Source organism: Streptomyces sp. NBC_00986 (assembly GCF_045162565.1).
Classification (GTDB): Bacteria; Actinomycetota; Actinomycetes; order Streptomycetales; family Streptomycetaceae; genus Streptomyces.
Map to the genome: position 1 here is coordinate 10,552,278 of NZ_CP108733.1, position 19,834 is coordinate 10,572,111.

A 19,834-nucleotide genomic window follows, 5' to 3' on the forward strand; every position below is an offset into this window, starting at 1 on the left:
AAGGGATAACGGGCGCACCAGTAGTCGGAGAGGAAGCCCCTACACGGCTGAGCCGTCCCCGGGGAGTCGGCTGCCCCGGTCCAGGTGCTCGCGCAGCCACCGCTCGGTGGTGCTGACGTGCATCAGCGCCGCCGCCTGGGCGAGCACGGCGTCACCGTCGGCCAGCGCCTGGTAGATCGCCTCGTGTTCGGCGAGGGTGCGGCCGGCGGCGTTGTCGTCGACCAGTCCCCGCCAGACACGGGCGCCCAGCGTCCGGCCGGCGATGCCTTCCAGGAGGGTGGTCAGCGTGGCGTTGCCGGTGGCCGCGACCACGGCCCGGTGGAAGGCGGCGTCGTGCTCGTTGAGGCGCTCCACGTCGTCGCGGGCCGCCCGCATCGCGTCCAGGTGCCGTTGCACCTCGCCGAGCTCGGTGGCCGAGATCCGGGTGGCGGCCAGCGCCGTGGCGACCGGCTCGAACAGTCGGCGCACCTCGGTGAGTTCCAGCAACGTGTCGCCGCGCAGCAACTCCACCGCGGACCCGATGCTGCTCAGCAGCAACTCCGGTTCCAGGCTGGTCACGTAGGTGCCGTCCCCGCGCCGGATCTCCAGCACCCGTGCGACGACCAGCGCCTTCACCGCTTCCCGCATCAGGTTGCGGGACAGACCCAACTCCGCGGCGAGCTGTTGCTCGGGCGGAAGTTTGGCCCCGGGGAGCAGCTCGCCCGACTGGATGAGGTCCCTGATGCGGTCGATGGCCTTGTCGGTCAGTGACATGTGTGGCTGCCCCTCGTCATTGCGTGCGCAGCGGCACCGTAGCAATACATCCCATGACGGAGGAAGACATGGGATGACTGAATCCGTTACCGCAACCATGAAAATCTCGCCTACTCCGCAGGTCAGAGGCAAAAGTGTCCGACTTCTTTCGTTCCGGCTATGGACACGGCGGCGAACGGAGACTAAAAATCCATCCCATGTCTTGCGCTGCTGCAGAACAGACATGCCATGTACACATGACGATGGGTGGTTGCCATGACCCCGAAACGACACCTCGGCCTCCCGGCCGCGAAGGCCGGGCACCATGAGTGAACTGATCAGCGCCGTCGACGCGGTCGACGTACGGTTCCCGACCTCTCTGGAACTCGACGGCTCCGACGCGATGAACCCCGAACCCGACTACTCGGCCACCTATGTGACGATCCGCACGAGCGGCGGTGACGAGGGCCACGGGCTCGCCTTCACCGTGGGGCGCGGCAACGAGGTGGAGGTCGCCGCCGTACGCGCGCTGGCCCCGCTGGTGGTCGGCCTGCCGGTGGAAGAGGTCCTGAACGACCTCGGCGGGTTCTCCCGGCGGCTGACCGGCGACAGCCAACTGCGCTGGCTGGGCCCGGAGAAGGGGGCCATCCACATGGCCGCCGCGGCGATCGTGAACGCCGTGTGGGACCTGTACGGCCGCCGTACGGGGAAGCCGGTCTGGCGACTGCTGGCCGAACTGTCCCCGGAGCAGCTGGTCGACCTGGTCGACTTCCGCTATCTGCAGGACGCGTTGACCCGCGACGAGGCACTGGACATCCTGCGCCGCGCCGAATCGGGCCGCGCCGAACGCGCCGCGCACCTGCTGGAGCACGGTTATCCGGCGTACACGACGACACCCGGCTGGCTCGGCTACGACGACGAGAAGCTGGTGCGGCTGTCGAAGGAGGCGGTCGCCGACGGGTTCTCCCAGATCAAGCTGAAGGTCGGCGCCGACCGCGCGGACGACGAGCGCCGGATGCGACTGGCCCGCGAGGCGGTCGGCCCGGACATCAGGATCGCCGTCGACGCCAACCAGGCGTGGGGCGTCCAGCAGGCCATCGACTGGATGCGCGCGCTCGTGCCCTACGACCTGTACTGGATCGAGGAACCCACCTCGCCCGACGACATCCTCGGCCACGCCGCCATCCGCAAGGCGCTGTCGCCGGTGAAGGTGGCCACCGGCGAGCACACCCACAACCAGGTGATGTTCAAGCAGTTGCTCCAGGCCGGCTCGCTCGACATCCTCCAGATGGACGCGAGCCGCACCGCGGGCGTCACCGAGAACGTCGCCATCCTGCTGCTGGCCGCCAAGTTCGGCGTCCCGGTCTGCCCCCACGCCGGCGGGGTCGGCCTGTGCGAGATGGTGCAGCACCTGGCGATGTTCGACTACGTCGCCGTCAGCGGCACCACCGAGAACCGCGTGATCGAGTACGTCGACCATCTGCACGAGCACTTCACCGATCCCGTACGGATCCGGGAAGGCCACTACCTCGCGCCGACCGCCCCCGGTATCAGCGCCGAACTCCACCCGGACTCCGTGGCCGCCCACCGCTACCCCGAGGGCCCGGTGTGGGAAGCGAAGGCCAGTACATGAGCGCGAACGAGTTCGCCGGGCTGACCGCGCTGGTCACCGGTGGTGCCTCCGGCATCGGCCTGGCCACCGCTCAGTTGCTCGCCGCGCGTGGGGCGCGCGTGGCCTGCCTCGATCTCAAGCCGGACGACGTGCCCGAACCCCTCATCGGCATACAGGCCGACGTGGCGGACGATACCGGCGTACGGACGGCCGTCGAGGAGGCCGCCCGCAGGCTCGGGGGCATCGACATCCTCGTCAACAACGCGGGGATCGGCGCCCAGGGCACGATCGAGGACAACACCGACGACGAGTGGCGCCGCGTCTTCGAGGTCAACGTCTTCGGCATGGTGCGGGTGACCCGTGCCGCGCTGCCGCACCTGCGGCGCTCGCACAGCGCGGCCATCGTCAACACCTGCTCCATCGCGGCCACGGCGGGGCTGCCCGACCGGGCCCTGTACTCGGCCACGAAGGGCGCCGTCCTCTCCCTGACACGGGCGACCGCCGCCGACCTCGTGCACTCCGGAATCCGCGTCAACTGCGTCAATCCCGGTACCGCCGACACCCCCTGGGTCGGGCGCCTGCTGGACAGCGCCGCCGACCCCGAGGCCGAACGCGCCGCCCTGAACGCCCGCCAGCCCATGGGCCGCCTGGTCAGCGCGGAAGAGGTCGCCGCGGCCGTCGCCTACCTGGCGAGTCCGCTCTCCGGCTCCACCACCGGCACCGATCTCGCCGTCGACGGCGGCATGCACGGACTGCGGATCCGCCCGCGCGCCTGAACGCGGCTGTCCGGCACACCGCACCAGGCTGCGCTGATCCAGCCGAGAATGACGACGGGGATGCGCACGGCGGTGGCTACTTGGGTTGTGCAGACCTCACCGAAGGACAGGAACCTCTGCGTGAACAGGGGCAGCGTGGAAGGGGTCGTCGTGAGGGTGACCGTGTAGAAGTACTCGTTCCAGGAGAACACGCAGCACAGCAGGGCTGTTGACCACAGGCCGGGCCGGACCAGTGGAAGCGCGATGCTCGCCCGGCATCTCCTGGAGGAACGAGCGGATCATCCATACGGCAGGCGGGAGATTCATGCCCAGGTGTGGGTGCTGGACGACCACGTAGACCAAGATGATGCCTGCGGCGACAGGCATCATCTTGGTGCTGATGAAGAAGAACAGCACGTCCTGCGTCTTACGGACCGGCCGTACCGACAGGGCATACGCGGCAGGCGTGGCCCGTTGCAGTACAAGAACCGTCGAGACCACCGCGACGACGATCGAGGTGCCCGCATGGGCGCAGGAGCCTGCCTGGAGCGTGTTCGGCGGACAACACCAGCGTGACCAGCCCGTATGCCGAAGCGGTGACGAAGTCGGACGAGTTGAACGCACGCAGGTACCCGTAGTAGGTGGTGTTTGTCGTCCCGAACGTGGGACCACAGGCTGTGAGCAGGGCGATCTCGCCGAACGCCTGGCTGATGTTCATGCTCAGCAGCAGCGCGGTCAGTTCGAGGAAGGGCCGCAGGTGCGGCAGGACGACGTTGCGGCCTTCAACTGGTCATCCGGCAGTGCCTGCAGTCCGACGAGCAGCGTGAGCATCGCGAACGGTGTCCAGCGCCACGACGTGATCATGATGATGGAGAGCACCGGCTGTTCGCTCAGCCGGTTCACGCGCAGCAGCCCGACGTTTTTGATGGCCCCCCAGGACATGTCGTCGCCGAAGGCGGCCCGGAGGTTGTCAAGGCCCGCGAAGTCCTTCTGACCGGGACCGAGCAGGTTCCGGCGTTGCAGCGAGTACCAGATGGTCAGGGCGAACGGGATCCGTGTCAGCACGAGCACGATGACGAGTGCCGGCAACGGACTCGGTGTAGGACTGCTACTTCTCCAGCGCCTGCCGCACGGTCTTGGTGCCGGCGAGCTTCATGGACTCCTTGCTGGGCGCTCTGGTACAGGCAGCTCTCCGAGCCCTCCCAGCCGTCCTTGGCCGGGTCCTGCTGGCTGTACGCACACAGGAGGCCGACGTGGAACTCACGGCCTTCTCGGTCTGGGGCGAGGTGACCTACGGTCGCCACTTCTCGTCGAACCAGCGGCCGCCGAAGGTCTTGATGACCGTGGTGAGGGATGCCAGGTTCTGGCCCCAGCCCCCATGGTCACGGCCGATGCGGGCTGCGCCAGGCCGAAGGGCGGGGCGTTCCGATGACGGTGCGCCGGCAGTTGATGAGCGGGCTCGGCGTGAGCGTGCCCGGCGGGGACCAGGACGATGCCCTGCTCGGCACGGACCGTCCCGCTCGACTGACACCGAAGGGCCGGCGCCACACCGTGCGCCGGCCCATGGACACGCTCAGGTGACCACCCTGGCGGGAGCCCGGCGGCCGGTCGCGCTCCCGCTTTGTGTGCTGCCCGTTGCGGCGTGCCGTGTCTAGGACGACACCAGCACCAGGGACCACAGCTGAGAGGAGGCGCCGGTGTACGCCTGCTGGACGATCTGTGCGCCGTCGGTGGTGGCTGCTCCGGAAACGCCGAGGGCGAGGCCCGAATTGCGGTTCACCAGCTTGTAGTCGGAGCCGACGGCGACCACCTGCCACTGCTGGTCGTTGCCGCTGTTCTGCACCCACTGCACGGCGTTCGCGCCGCTCGATGTGCTGGCGGCCAGGATGCCGAGAGCTCGGCCGCTGTTCTTGTCGAGCAGCGTGCTGTATCCGCTGCCGACATCGGTGACGTGCCACAACTGGTCGGCCGACCCGTTGTCGGTCCACTGGACCACGTTCTGCCCGTCGAGGAGGTCCGCGCCCAACACCCCGAGGGCCTTACCGCTGTTGACGTTGACGAGCTTGTAGTACGCGCCGGTGGAGTTTCCGAAGTCGATGTCCGCGTAGGAGATCGTGGTTGTCCCGCCGACGATCTCGACTCGGCCCGTGTTGGGGATGTAGGTGAGGCTGCGGCTGTAGGAGGACGGCATCGTCGTGTGCTGCTGCGTCCACGCACCGGTGCTGCTTCCGCCGGCGTTCGTCCAGACGTCCCCGCTGCCTGCGGCGTTGAAGAGGATCCGCCCGTTCGGCATGCGCATGAGCACCGGGCTCCCCCCACGGGACAAGGCGCTGGAGCCCGATGTCACCGACAGCGAGGTGACGCCGGTGCCCGCGGTGCCACCCACCGAATAGAAGTGCAGTGGATCGCTGGCGATCTTGTAGCGGACGTTGTCACCGCCACCCCAGTATTCGTAGGTCATCATCCACTTGCCGTCACTGGTCTGGACGACATTGGTCATGCCGGGGCGGCCACCGCCGATCTCGCTGTAACCGGACGAATTGGTGACCGTCGTTCCGGAGACATCGACAACCGCGCTGCTCCACGACGAGCTGACGCCGTCCCATGTCCGGTGCGCAAGGATCTGTGTGGCGGGATCCGGAGTTGTGCTGTTGTTCGGATCGAGCGTCGGAACGCCCGTCGACGAGTTGTAACCGGTGTAGTCGTTCTCGTCGGAGTAGTAGGCGACGAGCTGGTTGTTGTAGACCATCAGATACGGCTCCCAAACGGGGTCGTTCTGATGGTTGGTGTTCTCGGTGGCCGGGTAGTTCGCGCCGTTGGACCAGCTGCCCGTCGTGATGACGTTGACGACATTCCACGTCGAGCCCGAGTCCGTGCTCGAGTAGAGCGCGATCGCCGTGTTGCTGCGGTCGCCGTCGTGCGTCGGCGTGTAGCTGGAGTTGGCTGCCTTCTGGTCGAGGTAGTTGTAGTCGTCGCCCGATACGACTGTGGCCATCAGCAGTGTGCCGGATGCGAGATTTCCGACTGCCTGGGGCAGCACGTACAGATACGGATTGGTCCAGTTACTGACGTACGAGGAGTACGCGGGGTTCGACGACGCGTACGCCGGCGCCTTGACGTCCGACAGGTGTTGCCAGGTCGTGCCGTTGTCGTCGCTCTTGTACAACGGCATTGTCTGGCCGTCGGCCGAACCCGAGGCGGCTACCGTCGACTTTTCGAATGCCGCGACAAGTCGGCCGCTCGGCAGCACGGCCGTTTTCGGGTACAGCGCGCAGTTGTTGGTGGCCTTCGTGCAGGATGAGTTGCTCGGGAGCTGGTAGAGGGTGGCGGGTGTCGGTGTGGACGCCTGCGCAGGCATCGCGAAGGTCCACAGCGTCGCGGCTATGGCCAGAACGAGGGTCAAAGCTCTACGCGGATGTCTTGTGCCTTTCATCTTTCCTCCCGAAAAGATAGACAAGAGCGGATCTTGGAGCCCAGAGCGGGCCGGGATCCGTATGCCGGCGGTCCGTGGTTTCTCTCCGACTTGGGGGCGCCGAAGCGGAGGCGGGTTTGTCTTCCCCCGGTGATGTGGAGCGTCCTGTCCACGCTGTGGCAAGGGGGTGCCATCGTTCGAGTCGCGGACTGAGCCGGCGAATCGGTGCAGTGGAGCCGAGCCCTGGGGTTTTCCTGATTGGCGAGGGGGCGCATTCACCGCTTATGACGTACGAGCGCGTCCGCTGCTCTGTTGTATTGCATGAAAACCGAGGGGAGTCGAACGATCTGTCTGCGGCGGCTGTTCGCAGAGAAAGGCAGCGTTGCGGTTGCCTCAAGCGTTGACGGTGACAGGGGAATCGCTGATGTCCCGTCGCAGTCGGTACTTCGCAGATGGCGTGGACCGGATTGGTGGCGGTCCGTTCAAAAGAGGCCGGTAGCGTGCCATTCCGGCGGCGGTTGTAACGCGGTTCGGATGCCTTCATGCCATCGCGAACAAGGCAACCCTTCACCTCCTTTGAACTCCCCGGCGGGGAGCGGGGATGGGCCAATTATTCGGGCATGGGGCAGCCGTGTCACCAGTGTGTTTCGAAAGTGTTTCGCAGAGGAGGGGTTCGCTGTGTATTGACGTGTCGGCGTTCCCCTCGCCGTCCAGGGAGGTTTCAAAGTCTCGGTGATCACAGGAGTGTGCGGGTCGCGGCAGTATGGCGACGGGCGGTCGTCCTGGTCCGTACGCAACGAAGCTCCGATTGATGCCGGTGACCGCTCAAGTCGCCTGCACCGCCCGGAGCTTGGTGCTGCTTACGCATCGACGGAACGGGTGGCATCGTGATCGCGGTGCCACCCGTTCCGTGTTGTCAATCGGCGCGGCGGCTGGACAGCTCCGGGCGGTGGTCCGCAGGCGGAAGACAACCCAGGCACAAGCGGCGCGCGTCCCTACATCCGTTTCGCCTTCGAACCCTGCGGCAGTGCGTCCTCTGTCCTGTCGTGGGGAGAGTGGGTGCTGTCCATCTGTCTCCAGGCCGGGAAGACCACCGGGCACAGTGTGGCGAGCAGGTACACACCGCCGACCGTGAGCAGCGTGGAGGACAGTCCGGCCGAATCCACGAGGAAGCCTGCGGCCGGTCCGCCCAGCGGAGTGACCAGTTGGACCGAGGCTGTTGTCGCGCTCAGCACGCGGCTGCGCAGTTCCTCCGGCACCGTCTCGTACGTCACTGTGGCCATGATGGGGTTGAGCACGCCGCAGGCGAGACCCTCGACCGCCATAATCGCCGCCAGCGGCGCGAAGGTGTCGGTGAAGGCGGCCACCACGAAACGCGGCAGACCCACGATGAGAAACGCGATCGTGAACACGGGCCACCGCCGAAAGCGGCTGCCCACCGCCCCGTAGACGAGCGCCCCCGCGAGCGCGCAGATGCCGAACGCCGCGTTCAGCAGACCGAGATCCATGGAACCACCAAGCTCCTCACGGGCATCCACGGGGAGGAGCACGGCACTCCATCCCTGGTCGAGCCCCCTGGTGACCAGCGTCATCAGGCACAGGCCCAGCAGCAACGGCGTGGCCGCTACGAAGCGATAGCCTTCCGCGAGTTCACGACGGTAGGCGAGCAGCGACGCGGGCTCGCCCCGCCGTTGGGCCTGTGCCTCAGGCAGGCCGCGCACCCCGAACGCGAACAGCGGCGCGGCCACGGCGAAGGTCGCGGCATCCACCAACAGGACGTTCGCGGCTCCGAGTCCGGCGATCAGCACGCCTCCGAGGGCGGATCCGCTCAGCGCCGCGCAGCGGGCCGCACCGTCGTACAACCCGGCAGCCCTGGTCAGTAGCATTCCGGCGCGTTCGGCGAGCGTGGGCAACAGCACGCCGCGGGCGGTTTCACCCGGCGAACGGAACAGCCCTGTCATCGCCATCAGCACGCACAGCATCCAGAAATGCAGGATGCCGGCGAAGTGCAGCAGCGGGATCGCCGCGACCGCGATCCCGCAGGCGAGATCCGAGGCGACACTCACCCGCCGTCTCCCGATCCGGTCGATGACCGGACCACCGACGAGCGCGGCGAGCACCACGGGCAGCAGTGTGCAGAACGCGACGGTCCCCACCTTGGCGGCACTGCCCGTGCTCTGCAGCACGAACCACGGCACACCCATGTACGTGAGGCAATTCCCGGTGATCGAAACGAGGTTGGCGGCAAGAACCGCTGTCAGAGGACGGCGATCACCCGTCAGGAAGTCTTCGGGCACTGCGGTGGTCTCCCATGAGGGAAAGCGCCCACCGCGAACGAAGCAGTCAGCCGGTGGGCGAAGCGAAGTGGTCGGCGTCTGGCGCGCACAGCGAGGCGCACCGCGATGCGGTGTTCACAAGCAGCGCCTCCAACACTTCGCCGGGATGACCGCCCGGCACCTCCACGCATTGTCACCTCGGGCACCGGTCCTCCGCAACGGCGATGCCGTTCGTAAGAGGCGCTTGCACAGGGAGTCGTCCGAGACGCGCAGATGAAGGCAGAACCTGCTGACGACCTGGATCCGGGGCGACGCCGGCCTTGAGTGTGCGCAGTCTTGGAACATCCACTGATGGGTCACACCATGCAGGCTGCAGCGGCTGGCAAACCCACTTGCAGCCGCAGTGGTCGGCGCTGACGGCAGGTCGGCCGTGTGCGACGCGGGAGCCTTGGTCCAGGAGGAGGCCGCCGAGTCGCCGCCTGCCGGAGCGAGCCGAGGAAGAGCGGTTGCATCACGACGTGACGCGGGTCCTCGGGCTCGGAGGAACCGGACCGCTACCGTCATGCGGGGCGCACCGGATCCCTCATCTCGACCGATCCGAGAAGTCCGTGTCGGCCGGGTGGAGCCGCTGCCTTGTCGCCCTGTCCAAGCCAGTCTCGTAGGCGAACACGAGGCCTGGACACGGGCTCGGGCGCCGATCTTGGTGAGGATGCTGCTGATGTGGCTCTTGACCGTGGTCGGGGCTATCGAGAGCCGTTCGGCGATCTCCCTGCTGCTCCAGCCGGAGGCGAGAGCGGCAAGCACCTCGCATTCGCGCTCGCTGAGATGGGACAGCCTGTGTCTGCGTTCGGTGAGCTCGGCCCGGCTCTGCTCACGGACTGCGTCGACGAGTGCGCGGGTGAGGTGGGGAGACAGGACGGCACACCCGAGCGCGATGGTGCGGAGGGCCGCTGTCAGTTAGTGGGGGAGGGCGTCCTTGAGGAGGAGTCCGTCGGCACCGGCGCGCAGGGCGGCGCAGGCGGACTCGTCGGTGTCGAAGGGGGTGAGTACCAGCACCCGCGGGGGGAGCCTGCCTGCCCCGTCAGCGTCAGGTGCCATCGGATCCTCGTCGGGCCGGGTGATGCGATGTATCGCCTGAATGTGCTTCTCGTCAGGCCGGCCCATATCCATGAGGACGACGTCAGGTCGGAGTGTGTCGGCGAGTCGGACTGCCTGGGCGTGGGCGGTCGCCTCGCCCACGATCGTGAGGTCGGGCTGGGTTTCCAGGAACGTTCGCAGGCCGAGGCGTTGCAGAGTCTGGTCGTTGACGATGAGTACGGTGGTCATGCGGGTGCTCTCCCGGCGGACCGGGGCCCTGGAGGCGTTCGGCCGGCGATGGTCGGGGCGGGGACGGTGCGTGGGGGCGCGGACCCGGCCACGGATCCTGGGATGTTCCGGATCGTGGCCGGGCCCTTCACCCGCACCGGGCGCCTGTCCCCACGGACGGCCGATGCGGACCGGACGCGCGCTCCGCTTGAGTACGCGCGACCGGAGTCGCGGGCGCGGGAGGCGGGCCGGAGTGGCCTGCCCCATGGCCTCGCTGGTCTCGGACTGCGGTGTCCTCAGCTCTTCACGGTGGTCAGGACCGCGGTGGCCATGCCCTGTTCGCCCCGTTCGTTGGGGTGGACCATGGCGGCGGGGCTGCTGGGCTTGAGGGGTTCGATCCATCGGGTGGCCGCCGTGGAGCAGGCGTCGTGGCCGGCGGACGGGGTGAAGGTGTCGACGTACGTGGCTCCCGCGGCTCGCGCGCGTTCGCCGAGCATGGTGTTGAGTTCCTGTTGCTTCTCGCGCAGGAACGTGACGTCGCCGGGAGCGATGGGCAGCTCGCGACCGCAGCGTGTGCCCTTGGCGGGCAGGATCGACGGGTAGCCGACGACGTAGACCCGGGCCTCGGGCGCACGGCGCTGGATCTCGTTCAGTGCGCGGGTGAGGCGGTCACCCGCGGTCCGGATCTTCTGGGCCACCTTGTCGGTGCCGCCGGAGGTGTACTTCTCCTCGCAGGGTGCCTTGTCGGTGATGTCCGTGACGCGCTCGGCCAGTTTGAAGAGCGTTCCGGTGCCTACGCACTTGGTGATCATCGAGCTGAAGCCGATGTCGTTGCCGCCGATGCCGAGCGTGACCAGCCGCGTGTCGGTGTTCAGCGCGGAGAGCTGTGCGGGGTTGGTGCCGTTGCCCGTGGACTGGGGGGTGGTGAGGTCGGAGATGGTGGCGCCACTGCAACTCACGTCACGGAAGTCGGCAGCCTTCAGGCCGAGTTCCTTGGCGGCCAGGGCCGGGTAGTTGCGGCCGGAGCGGTCACAGCCGGCCGGAGTGCTGGTCTGAGGAGGGATCCTGGGGCCCGAGGTGTACGAATCGCCGAGTGCGACGTACGGCCCCTTGGACATCTCCTTCACGTTGGTCTTGGCGCTGCTGTCGGAGCTCTGCCCGATGCTGACGGCGGTGACCAGTACCCCGCAGGCAAGGGCCACGCCCATGCCGGTTCGTGCCAACGGTCCCATTGCTGTGTCCTGTTCTTCGTTGCGGATGCTGGGCTGCGGGGACGTGGCGGTACACATGGAGCGGTGTCGGTGTGGCCCTTGGGGGTCGGGCGAGCGGGGCGGGGTGGTTTACGACGGGCGGACGAGTCCGGTGTCGTAGGCGAAGATGACGGCCTGCACGCGGTCGCGGGCGTCGATCTTCGTGAGGATGCGGCCGATGTGGGACTTGACCGTGGATTCGGCGAGGTGGAGACGCTCGGCGATCTCCTGGTTGGTCCAGCCGGTGGCGATGGCGGTGAGGACCTCGCACTCGCGTTGGGTCAGGTCGGCGAGTCGGCGCTGCTGCTGCGGACTGTGCCCGGGGAGGCGGTCGCTGAAGGCGTCGATCAGTTTGCGGGTGAGGCCCGGGGAGATGACGGCGTCGCCGGCCGCCACGGCCCGGACCCCGGCGACGAGTTCGTCGGGCTGGGCGTCCTTGAGCAGGAAGCCGCTGGCTCCGGCACGCAGGGCGTCGTAGGCGTACTCGTCGAGGTCGAAGGTCGTCAGCACCAGGATGCGTGAACGGCCGCCGGACTCCACGATGCGGCGGGTGGCCTCGATGCCGTCCATGCCGGGCATCCGGACGTCCATGAGGACGACGTCGGGCTGGAGTTCGGCGGTCATGCGGACCGCTTCACCGCCGTTGGTGGCCTCACCGACGACGTTCATGTCGGACTGGGCCTCCAGGAGCATGTTGAAGCCCATGCGTTGCAGGGCCTGGTCGTCGACGATGAGGACGGTGGTCATGAGGGGTGCTTCTCCGGGGAGTTGGGCTGCGGGCTGGGGACGAGGAGGGCGCGGACGGACCAGCCGCCGTGAGCGTTGGGGCCTGCGGTGACGGTGCCCTGGTAGAGGGCGGCGCGTTCGCGCATGCCGACCAGGCCACGGCCGCCGCCCGCGCGGGGGCGGTTCGCCGAGGGTGTGCGGGACGGGCCGGTGTCCTCGACGGTGACCCGTACGGCGTCCGGGTCGGCGGTGAGGGACACCTGGACCGAGGTGTCGGGGGCGGCGTACTTGACGGTGTTGGTCAGGGCCTCCTGGATGATGCGGTAGACGGAGAGCTGGATCCCGGGAGGCAGGTCGGTGAGGCTGCCGCGGGCGTCCAGAGTGACGGTGGGACCGGCCGCGCGGACGCGGTCCAGCAGCGAGTCGAGGTCGGTCAGGCCTGGCTGCGGGGCGAGCGGGATGTCGCCCGGCCGGTCGTCCTCCTCGCCGATGACCGAGAGCAGGCGTCGCAGTTCGGCCAGTGCGTCACGGCCGCTGGTGCTGATGATGCGGAGAGTCTGGGCCCCGCGTTCCGGCTTCTTCTCGGCGAGGGCGGCGGCGCCGTCGGCGAGACCGACGATCACGGCGAGGGTGTGGCCGAGGATGTCGTGCATCTCCCGGGAGACCCGGGCACGTTCCTGCGCTGTGGCCAGGCGGGCCTGCTGGTCGCGTTCCTTCCTCAGGGCGTCGATATAAGCACTGGCCAGCCGGCTGAGCAGGCCCAGCGCGGCGAACGCCGCCATCGCGGTCATCGCCAACAGGGTCACGACCTCGGGGCGTGTGGCGTGTTCCAGCTGGCCGCCCCGCCAGAAGACGGCGGCCCACACTCCGAGTTGCACGGTGGTGATGCCGACGGCGAGAGCGAGTTGCCGGGGGGTGCTGTAGCGGCCGACGTTGAACAGGGCCACGACCCGTGCGGACTCGGCCCCGGTCAGTACCCCCAGGGGCAGGGCGACCATGGAGGCGGCCGTGGTCAGGGCGAAGACCAGCATGGGCCGGCGTTCCCGCCACAGGAGGGGGACGGTGAACGCGACGATGAGCGCCAGCTGCGCCGGGACGTCGCCGGTGTTGTACGGGTTGAGGTAGGAGTTGACGCCGAGCGCCGCGCAGAAGGCCGGTACCCCCCAGTGCCGGACCTTGGGATGGGCCCGGTCGGCCCGGCGCAGCGCGGCCAGCCGGAAGATGACCGAGGCGATCACGCGTTGTTCGGAATCGCTGGTCAGGGTCTCCAGGAGCCGGCGGTTGTCCGGGCCGGGGGCCGCGGGGGCGCTCGGTGTGGTCACGGGGGTCCTTCACGGGTCGGGAGGCCGCCCGCCGGTCCCGGGGGATTGGACCGGCGGGCGGGGCTGGGGAATCGGCCGGTGGGAGGTGGCCGATCCGGTCAGTGGTCGAACAGCGGTCGGTATTGGTCGCTGCTGCGACGCGTCTCCGTCAGCTCTTAGCTCTTAGCTCTTACGGAACAGTTTGTTCCGCAGCCCCCTCGTCGGCGTTGCTTTTGGCTCGGCCGTGTCGGCAGACGGGGCGGCGTCGCCTTCGTTCGCGCGGTGCTGTCCGAGCTCGGGCAGTCCCGGGATCCTTCCACGGTGGTGCCGGGGAAGCGGAGACGCGTAGCCCGTCGTGTCCGAGGCGTCGGAGCCGGAGCCGTTACTGAGGACCGACTGGGCGGTGTGGTTGTCCGAGCCTTGGCGGCCCCCCGCGGGTACGCCGGCGAATACGGGTTCGGGCGCGGTGCTCGTCTCCTCGGCGGCCAGGGCCCGGCGGAGCTTCTCACCCTCGACGTCCACGTCGGGCATGACCCGGTCCAGCCACTTGGGCAGGGCCCAGGCGCGGCGTCCGAGCAGGGTCATGACCGCCGGGACGATGGTCATACGGACCACGAAGGCATCGAAGAACACTGCGGAGCCGAGGCCGAGGCCGATGGACTTGATGAGTGCCACGTCGTCCAGGAGGAAGCCGGAGAACACCGAGATCATGATGATCGCCGCCGCGGTGACCACGCGGGCACTGTGCTTGAAGCCCTGGACGATCGCCTGCGTGGGTTCGGCTCCGTGGACGTACTCCTCTCGCATCCGGGTGACGAGGAAGACCTCGTAGTCCATGGCGAGTCCGAAGACCACGCCGATCAGCAGAATGGGCAGGACGCTCACGATCGGCGCGGTTTCCTGGATGCCGAAGAGGCCCTTCAGCCAGCCCCACTGGAAGACGGCGACCACGACACCGAGCGTGGCGCCCACGCTGAGGAGGAAGCCGAGGGCTGCCTTGAGGGGGACCAGGATCGAGCGGAAGACCAGCAGGAGCAGGATCAGCGCGAGGCCGACCACGATCGCCAGGTAGGGGATGAGGGCCTGGCCGAGCTTGCTGGAGACGTCGATGTTGACGGCGGTGGTGCCAGTCACCATCAGGTCGGCACCCGTGTCCTTGTGCAAGGTGCTGCTCTGGGCGCGGATGTCCTTGACCAGGTCCTTGGTGGCCTGGCTGCTCGGCGCGCTCTTCGGGATGGCCCCGATCAGGGCCACGTCGCCGGCCTCGTTGAACGCGGCGTCGCGCACCGCGGCCACGTCGGGCAGCTTCTTGATCCGCGCCACCGCGTCCGCGGCGGCTGCCTTCGGGTCCTTGCTGTCACGGGCGTCGACCACCACGGTCAGAGGACCGTTGAAGCCGGGACCGAAGCCCTTGCTGAGGGTGTCGTAGGCGACGCGCTGGGTGCTGTCGGGGGACTTCATGGAGTCGTCGGGCAGTGCCAGCCGCAGGGACATGGCAGGGATGGTCAGCAGGCCCAGGCCGATCACCGCGACGGCCAGGACCTTGACCGGGTTGCGGGTGACGAACTTGGCCCAGCGCACGCCCATGGCCTCGCCCTCGCCGCGTTCTTCCAGGGCGTGCATGCGGCGGCTGAGGAGCTTGCCCTTCATGATCCGGGTCCCGGCGAAGCCCAGCATCGCGGGCAGCAGGGTCAGCGCGATGACCACGGCGACAGCGACCGCGAAGGCGGAGGCCAGGCCCATCGAGGTGAGCATCTTGATGCCGATGACACTCAGACCCGCCAGCGCGATGATCACGGTGAGGCCGGCGAAGACGACGGCGGATCCGGCGGTGCCCAGGGCCCGCCCGGCGGCTTCCTCGGGATCATGGCCGTCGCGGATCTCGTTGCGGTAGCGGGAGACGATGAACAGGGCGTAGTCGATGGCGACTGCCAGACCCAGCATCAGAGCAAGCGTCGAGGCGGCCGAGGCCATGTCCACGAACGAGGTGGCGATGGTGATGCACATGACGGCCACGCCCACGCCGAGGATCGCGGTCAGCAGCGGGAGTCCGGCCGCGATCAGCGAGCCGAAGGTGATCACCAGAACGACCGCGGCGACCGCGAGACCGATCAGTTCGGCAGCCTTGCTGGCCGCCTTGTCCTCGACCGCGTCACCACCCATGCTGACCGTCAGCCCGGCCTTCTCACCCTCCGCGGCGACCTTGTTCAGGACCTCGTGCGCGGCGCTGCTGACGTCGGACTTGGCGACCTTGTAGGACACCTGGGTGTAGGCGATGGAGCCCGACTTGCTGACCAGACCACTGGTGAACGGGTCGGAGACGCTCGCCACCTGGGGCGACGCCTTCAACTCGGCCACCAGCGAGGTGATTTCCGCCTTGTTGGCGGCGGAGGTGAGCTTCTTGCCGGAAGGGGCCTCGAAGACGACCCGGGCGGTGGCGCCGGAGGCGGAGGCCTGCGGGAACTCCTTCTGCAGCAGGTCGATGGCCTTCTGGGACTGCGTGCCGGGCAGCGTGAAGCTGTCCGAGGTGGAGCCGGTGGAACTCATGGCGCCGATGCCTACGGCGGCCAGGACGGCGATCCACAACATCAGGAACAGGCGTCGTCGCCGGAAGGCGAGCCGTCCCAGTCGATAGAGGAAGGTGGCCACGGGGTACTCCCACCAGGAGAAGAGATCATTACGTGAGCAGGGCCCGATCGACCCTTGATCTCAAGCTAGGTGCGGGTTTCCACGCTTCCTGCCCCCTGTGGCATCGAATCGACAGGCCCCGATTAGTACCGCAGGACTAATGCCCTTCTCCTGACAACGCGGCGACCGGCCGTGCTCCCGTCACCCGGGAACGGTGACCACCACCCTGCCCCGCCCGCCCGCGTCGACCCGTTCGTGGGCCTTGGCGATGTCCTCCAGCGGGTAGCGGTCCGCGACGTCGACGGTGAGGGCGCCGACCGCGGCGGCCGCGGTCAGATCACGGGCGGCCTGCCGCTTCGCCATGGCGGGGAAGTCGTCACTGCCGAGCAACCGCAGGGTGACGTTGTTGAACAGCAGGGGCCAGAAAGGGAGTTCAGTACGGTCGGCGTGGGTGCCGTAGGCGGCGATGACGGCGTCGAGCGCGGTGACCGCGTTGTCGAGGTCGGCGTTGGCCGACAGGGACACCTCGACGACGCGCTGGACACCGCCCGGCGCGTACGAGCGGATCGCTGCCGCCGGGTCGGCCGAATCCAGGGCGACGGCGTGGGAGACGGCGGTCGCGTCGACGTGGGCGAGGTCGTCGCCGCGGCGGACGGTGCCGATGACGGTGGCGCCGCCCCAGCGGGCGAGCTGGGCGGCCAGGGAACCGACGCCGCCGAGCACACCGTGGACGAGGACGATACGGCCGTCGACCGGGCCGTCCGCGAAAACGGCGCGGTGGGCGGTGATTCCCGGGATGCCCAGACTTGCGCCGAGCTCGTCGGCGAGGTGGTCGGGGAGACGTACAGCCTGCTGATCCGGTACGACGGTGTACTGGGCGGCGGTGCCGAAGGGCCGGTAGGACTGGGCGCCGTACACCCACACCCGCTCTCCCACGCGGTGGGCGTCGATGCCGTCGCCCACCGCGTCGATGACGCCGGCGGCATCGCTGTGCGGGACGACCCTCGGATACGGCATCGAGGAGCCCAGCCAGCCACGGCGCTTCTTGGTGTCGCCGGGATTGACGCCCGAAACGGTCACACGGATCCGCACCTCGCCGGGGCCGGGGTGGGGGTCGGGCAGTTCACCGACGTGCAGGACATCGGCGGCGGAGCCCTGCTGGTCGTACCAGGACGCGAGCATGGATGTACCTCCGGGGTCTTTCAGGGGTTCTCAGGCGGTTGTTCGCCCAGGACCTCGCGGAGCCAGGCGCGTTCGGCGCGGCTGGTCGCGCGGGCGGTGAGGAGCAGGCCACGCCGGTAGGGGTCGGCGACCTCCTCGGCGCGCAGGGGCCGGTCACCGTCGTAGAAGAAGCTTGCCGGCTCCTCCAGGAACGCCAGGCGTCGACGCAGTACCGCGTGCTGTTCGGCGATGTCCGGGAGGTGCGAGAGGAAGGACAGCACCGTGTAGAAGCGGGTGAAGTCGGTGATCTCGTGGTCGGCCGGCTTGCGCAGGCGCTCCAGCATGTCGGCGCGGCCGGCCTCGGTCAGGCTGAGCATGTAGCGGCCCGCACCCGCGCGCGGATCGGCCTGCCGTTCCAGCAGGCCCGCCTTCGCGAGGCGGTTGATGGCCGGGTAGAGGGTGCCGTCACTGACCGGCCGGGTGTAGCCGGTCAGGTCCGAAACGCGTCGGCGCAGCTCATGACCCGGTAGGGGGCTCTCGGCCAGGAAGCCCAGTATGGCGAGTTCCAGCATGCGGCCATTTTCTCACATGTGTCATCGAATCGATATATACATCGAATCGATGTTTTGGTCGGCCTAGGCCGTCAGGCTTCGGAAGTCTGCCTGCCTGCGACAGTCTCCACGGGGGCTTCGGGGTGTGAACTCGTCGACAAATGGGTTCGCCTAGTGAAATATGGTTCACCATGATCTGGGGTGGCCGCGTGTCCCGTTCGGTAACCCGGGTGAATCCCGCGTGCGGACCGTCTGCCCGGTGGTCGGTCCTTTGAGGAGTCGTCGATGAGCAGTAGCGAGTTTCCCGAGGCCAGGACGGTGGCGGGCGCGGTTCGCGGTCGTCGCGAGGGGGGCCTGGAGGTGTTCCGGGGTATCCCGTTCGCGCAGCCGCCGGTGGGCGCGGCGCGCTTCGCGGCGCCGCGACCCGTGGACGGCTGGGACGGTGTGCGGGAGGCATTCGCGTTCGGTCCGCCGCCTCCGCAGGAGCAGGCGGGTCCCGAGCCCGAGGCTCCCGCCGGTCTTCCGGCCGGTGACGACTGGCTGACGGTCAACGTGTGGACGCCGGAGTCGGACCGGGCCGCGCGGCGGCCGGTGATGGTGTGGATCTACGGTGGCGCGTACAAGTTCGGCTCCGCCGACGACCCGGCCTATGACGGCAGTCGTCTCTCGCGTGACGGCGAGTTGGTCGTGGTCACGCTCAACTACCGAGTCGGCATCGAGGGGTTCGCCCTGATCGAGGGCGCGCCCGCGAACCGTGGTCTGCTCGACCAGGTCGCTGCCCTGGAGTGGGTGCGCGAGAACATCGCCGCATTCGGTGGCGACCCCGAGCAGGTCACCGTCTTCGGCGAGTCCGCGGGTGCCGGGTCCATCGCCGCCCTGATGGCCATGCCGCGGGCGCGGGGTCTGTTCCGACGGGCGATCACCCAAAGTGTGCCTGGCACGTTCTTCTCCTCCGCGTTGGCCGGTGACATCGCCGAGGTACTGGCCGGCGGGTTGGGGCTGCGCCCGACGGTCGCCGACCTGTCCGGTGTGGATCCGCGCAAGCTGCCCGAGGCGGGAGCCGAACTGACCGGCCGGATGCGCGGGTACGTGGAGCGCTGGGGGCCGGTCGCTCTGACTCCGACCCCGTTCTCGCCCGTCGTCGACGGCGATGTCCTGCCCACCACGCCGTGGCAGGCCCTCGCGAGCGGCGCCGCGCGGGACGTGGAGCTGATCGCCGGGCACAACCGGGACGAATACCGCCTGTTCCTGATGCTGGGCGGGCTGCTCGGCCAGGTGGACGAGGGGCTGGCCTCGATGGCGCTGAGCCTGTTCGGACCGGGGCCGGAGAGTGAGTCGGCCTACCGTGGCGCGTTTCCGGACGCCTCGGCTGAGTACCTGTTCGAACTGGTGCAGTCGGACTGGTTGTTCCGGATGCCGTCGCTGCACCTGGCGGAGGCGCAGGTGGCAGGCGGCGGCCGGGCGCACGTGTACGAACTCACCTGGGCCGCGCCCGCCAACGGCGGCGCCCTGGGCGCCTGTCACGGGCTCGACGTCCCGTTGACCTTCGGTGTCTACGGCGGTCTCGGCGCCATGCTGACCGGTCCCGTCCCCTCGCCGGAGACCGAGGCGCTCTCCGCCCGCTTCCGCTCCGCGTGGACCGCCTTCGCCGCCACGGGTGACCCGGGCTGGCCCGCGTACGATCCCGAGCGCCGCCTCGTCCAACTCCTCGACACCGAACCGATGGTGACCGCGTACCCGGAGGAGGCCGCGCGTCGGCTCTGGGAACAGCACACCTTCGCCGCGCTGCCCCTGACGACGGCGTAGCCCCGCCACCTCCGCACCTCCGCTCCATGGCCGGCCGGCTGATCACTGGTCGGCCGTCCCGGCCGTCGCTCACCGTTGCCACCCTCCCGTCGCTGAACGAGAGGGGAGTGGCCGGAGCGGTGCCGGTCCGGGCCTGTACTCAGGCTCACTCGCGGGGACGTGTCACCGGCGCACCGCGTGCTGCTCCCGGACCACGGCGCGTAGAGGTCGCGCGGACAGGTGCGGTCGGGGTCATCCGACGCAGCAGCCTTGTCACCGGGCCTTTCGTCCTGTTGGCTTGCGGCGGAGTTTCGAGTGGCAGCTCAAAGGCGAGGCGTAC

17 protein-coding genes are annotated in these 19,834 nt (G+C 68.6%); 4 read left to right on the top strand and 13 right to left on the bottom strand.

The features are described from left to right. Positions 1-39: 39 nt before the first annotated feature. A complete protein-coding gene (locus OG504_RS47585; RefSeq protein ID WP_405995396.1) occupies positions 40-753 on the bottom strand; it encodes a FadR/GntR family transcriptional regulator in 714 nt (237 codons plus the stop codon). Positions 754-1,057: 304 nt separating this feature from the next. Here OG504_RS47585 and OG504_RS47590 point away from each other — a divergent pair, with 304 nt between their 5' ends. Both OG504_RS47590 and OG504_RS47595 read left to right on the top strand, forming a co-directional pair. Then, complete coding sequence (locus tag OG504_RS47590; protein ID WP_405995397.1) at positions 1,058-2,365, top strand: enolase C-terminal domain-like protein; 1,308 nt, start codon at positions 1,058-1,060, stop codon at positions 2,363-2,365. After that, the gene (locus OG504_RS47595; RefSeq protein ID WP_405995398.1) at positions 2,362-3,120 is read left to right on the top strand and encodes an SDR family NAD(P)-dependent oxidoreductase; all 759 of its coding nucleotides are present in this window, start codon (positions 2,362-2,364) and stop codon (positions 3,118-3,120) included. The genes OG504_RS47590 and OG504_RS47595 overlap by 4 nt, the downstream gene beginning before the upstream one ends. 96 nt (positions 3,121-3,216) lie before the next feature. Here OG504_RS47595 and OG504_RS47600 read toward each other — a convergent pair whose 3' ends face one another. After that, positions 3,217-3,600: a hypothetical protein gene (locus OG504_RS47600; protein WP_405995399.1), complete on the bottom strand. Its 384-nt coding sequence runs from the start codon at positions 3,598-3,600 to the stop codon at positions 3,217-3,219. A 234-nt stretch (positions 3,601-3,834) separates the two neighbouring features. Continuing rightward, a complete protein-coding gene (locus tag OG504_RS47605; protein WP_405995400.1) occupies positions 3,835-4,188 on the bottom strand; it encodes a hypothetical protein in 354 nt (117 codons plus the stop codon). 339 nt (positions 4,189-4,527) lie between these two features. Between OG504_RS47605 and OG504_RS47610 the strand changes: the two genes are divergently transcribed. Then, entirely contained in the window at positions 4,528-4,680 is a 153-nt protein-coding gene (locus OG504_RS47610; RefSeq protein WP_405995401.1) for a hypothetical protein, read from the top strand. Positions 4,681-4,750: 70 nt separating this feature from the next. On the opposite strand, the gene OG504_RS47615 is transcribed toward OG504_RS47610, so the two are convergent. The 10 genes from OG504_RS47615 to OG504_RS47660 form a co-directional block, all read right to left on the bottom strand. Continuing rightward, positions 4,751-6,502, bottom strand: coding sequence for an RICIN domain-containing protein (locus OG504_RS47615; RefSeq protein ID WP_405995402.1), 1,752 nt, complete (start codon positions 6,500-6,502; stop codon positions 4,751-4,753). 1,004 nt (positions 6,503-7,506) lie between these two features. After that, on the bottom strand, positions 7,507-8,808 hold the full coding sequence (locus OG504_RS47620) for an MFS transporter (RefSeq protein WP_405995403.1): 1,302 nt from the start codon (positions 8,806-8,808) through the stop codon (positions 7,507-7,509). A 114-nt stretch (positions 8,809-8,922) separates the two neighbouring features. Next, on the bottom strand, positions 8,923-9,591 hold the full coding sequence (locus OG504_RS47625; protein ID WP_405995404.1) for a LuxR C-terminal-related transcriptional regulator: 669 nt from the start codon (positions 9,589-9,591) through the stop codon (positions 8,923-8,925). A 153-nt stretch (positions 9,592-9,744) separates the two neighbouring features. After that, on the bottom strand, positions 9,745-10,113 hold the full coding sequence (locus OG504_RS47630) for a response regulator transcription factor (protein ID WP_405995405.1): 369 nt from the start codon (positions 10,111-10,113) through the stop codon (positions 9,745-9,747). A gap of 275 nt (positions 10,114-10,388) precedes the next feature. Further along, positions 10,389-11,324 (bottom strand): SGNH/GDSL hydrolase family protein, encoded by a 936-nt coding sequence (locus OG504_RS47635; RefSeq protein ID WP_405995406.1) that lies wholly within the window; start codon positions 11,322-11,324, stop codon positions 10,389-10,391. A gap of 108 nt (positions 11,325-11,432) precedes the next feature. After that, positions 11,433-12,089: a response regulator gene (locus OG504_RS47640; protein WP_405995407.1), complete on the bottom strand. Its 657-nt coding sequence runs from the start codon at positions 12,087-12,089 to the stop codon at positions 11,433-11,435. Continuing rightward, a complete protein-coding gene (locus OG504_RS47645; RefSeq protein WP_405995408.1) occupies positions 12,086-13,390 on the bottom strand; it encodes a sensor histidine kinase in 1,305 nt (434 codons plus the stop codon). The genes OG504_RS47640 and OG504_RS47645 overlap by 4 nt, the downstream gene beginning before the upstream one ends. A gap of 162 nt (positions 13,391-13,552) precedes the next feature. Next, a complete protein-coding gene (locus OG504_RS47650; RefSeq protein ID WP_405995409.1) occupies positions 13,553-16,018 on the bottom strand; it encodes an MMPL family transporter in 2,466 nt (821 codons plus the stop codon). Positions 16,019-16,198: 180 nt separating this feature from the next. Then, positions 16,199-17,179, bottom strand: a complete 981-nt coding sequence (locus OG504_RS47655; protein ID WP_405995410.1) for an NADPH:quinone reductase — start codon at positions 17,177-17,179, stop codon at positions 16,199-16,201. A 20-nt stretch (positions 17,180-17,199) separates the two neighbouring features. Next, complete coding sequence (locus OG504_RS47660; RefSeq protein WP_405995411.1) at positions 17,200-17,730, bottom strand: PadR family transcriptional regulator; 531 nt, start codon at positions 17,728-17,730, stop codon at positions 17,200-17,202. Positions 17,731-17,994: 264 nt separating this feature from the next. On the opposite strand from OG504_RS47660, the gene OG504_RS47665 reads away from it, so the two are divergent. Further along, the gene (locus tag OG504_RS47665; protein WP_405995412.1) at positions 17,995-19,515 is read left to right on the top strand and encodes a carboxylesterase/lipase family protein; all 1,521 of its coding nucleotides are present in this window, start codon (positions 17,995-17,997) and stop codon (positions 19,513-19,515) included. Positions 19,516-19,834: the final 319 nt, after the last annotated feature.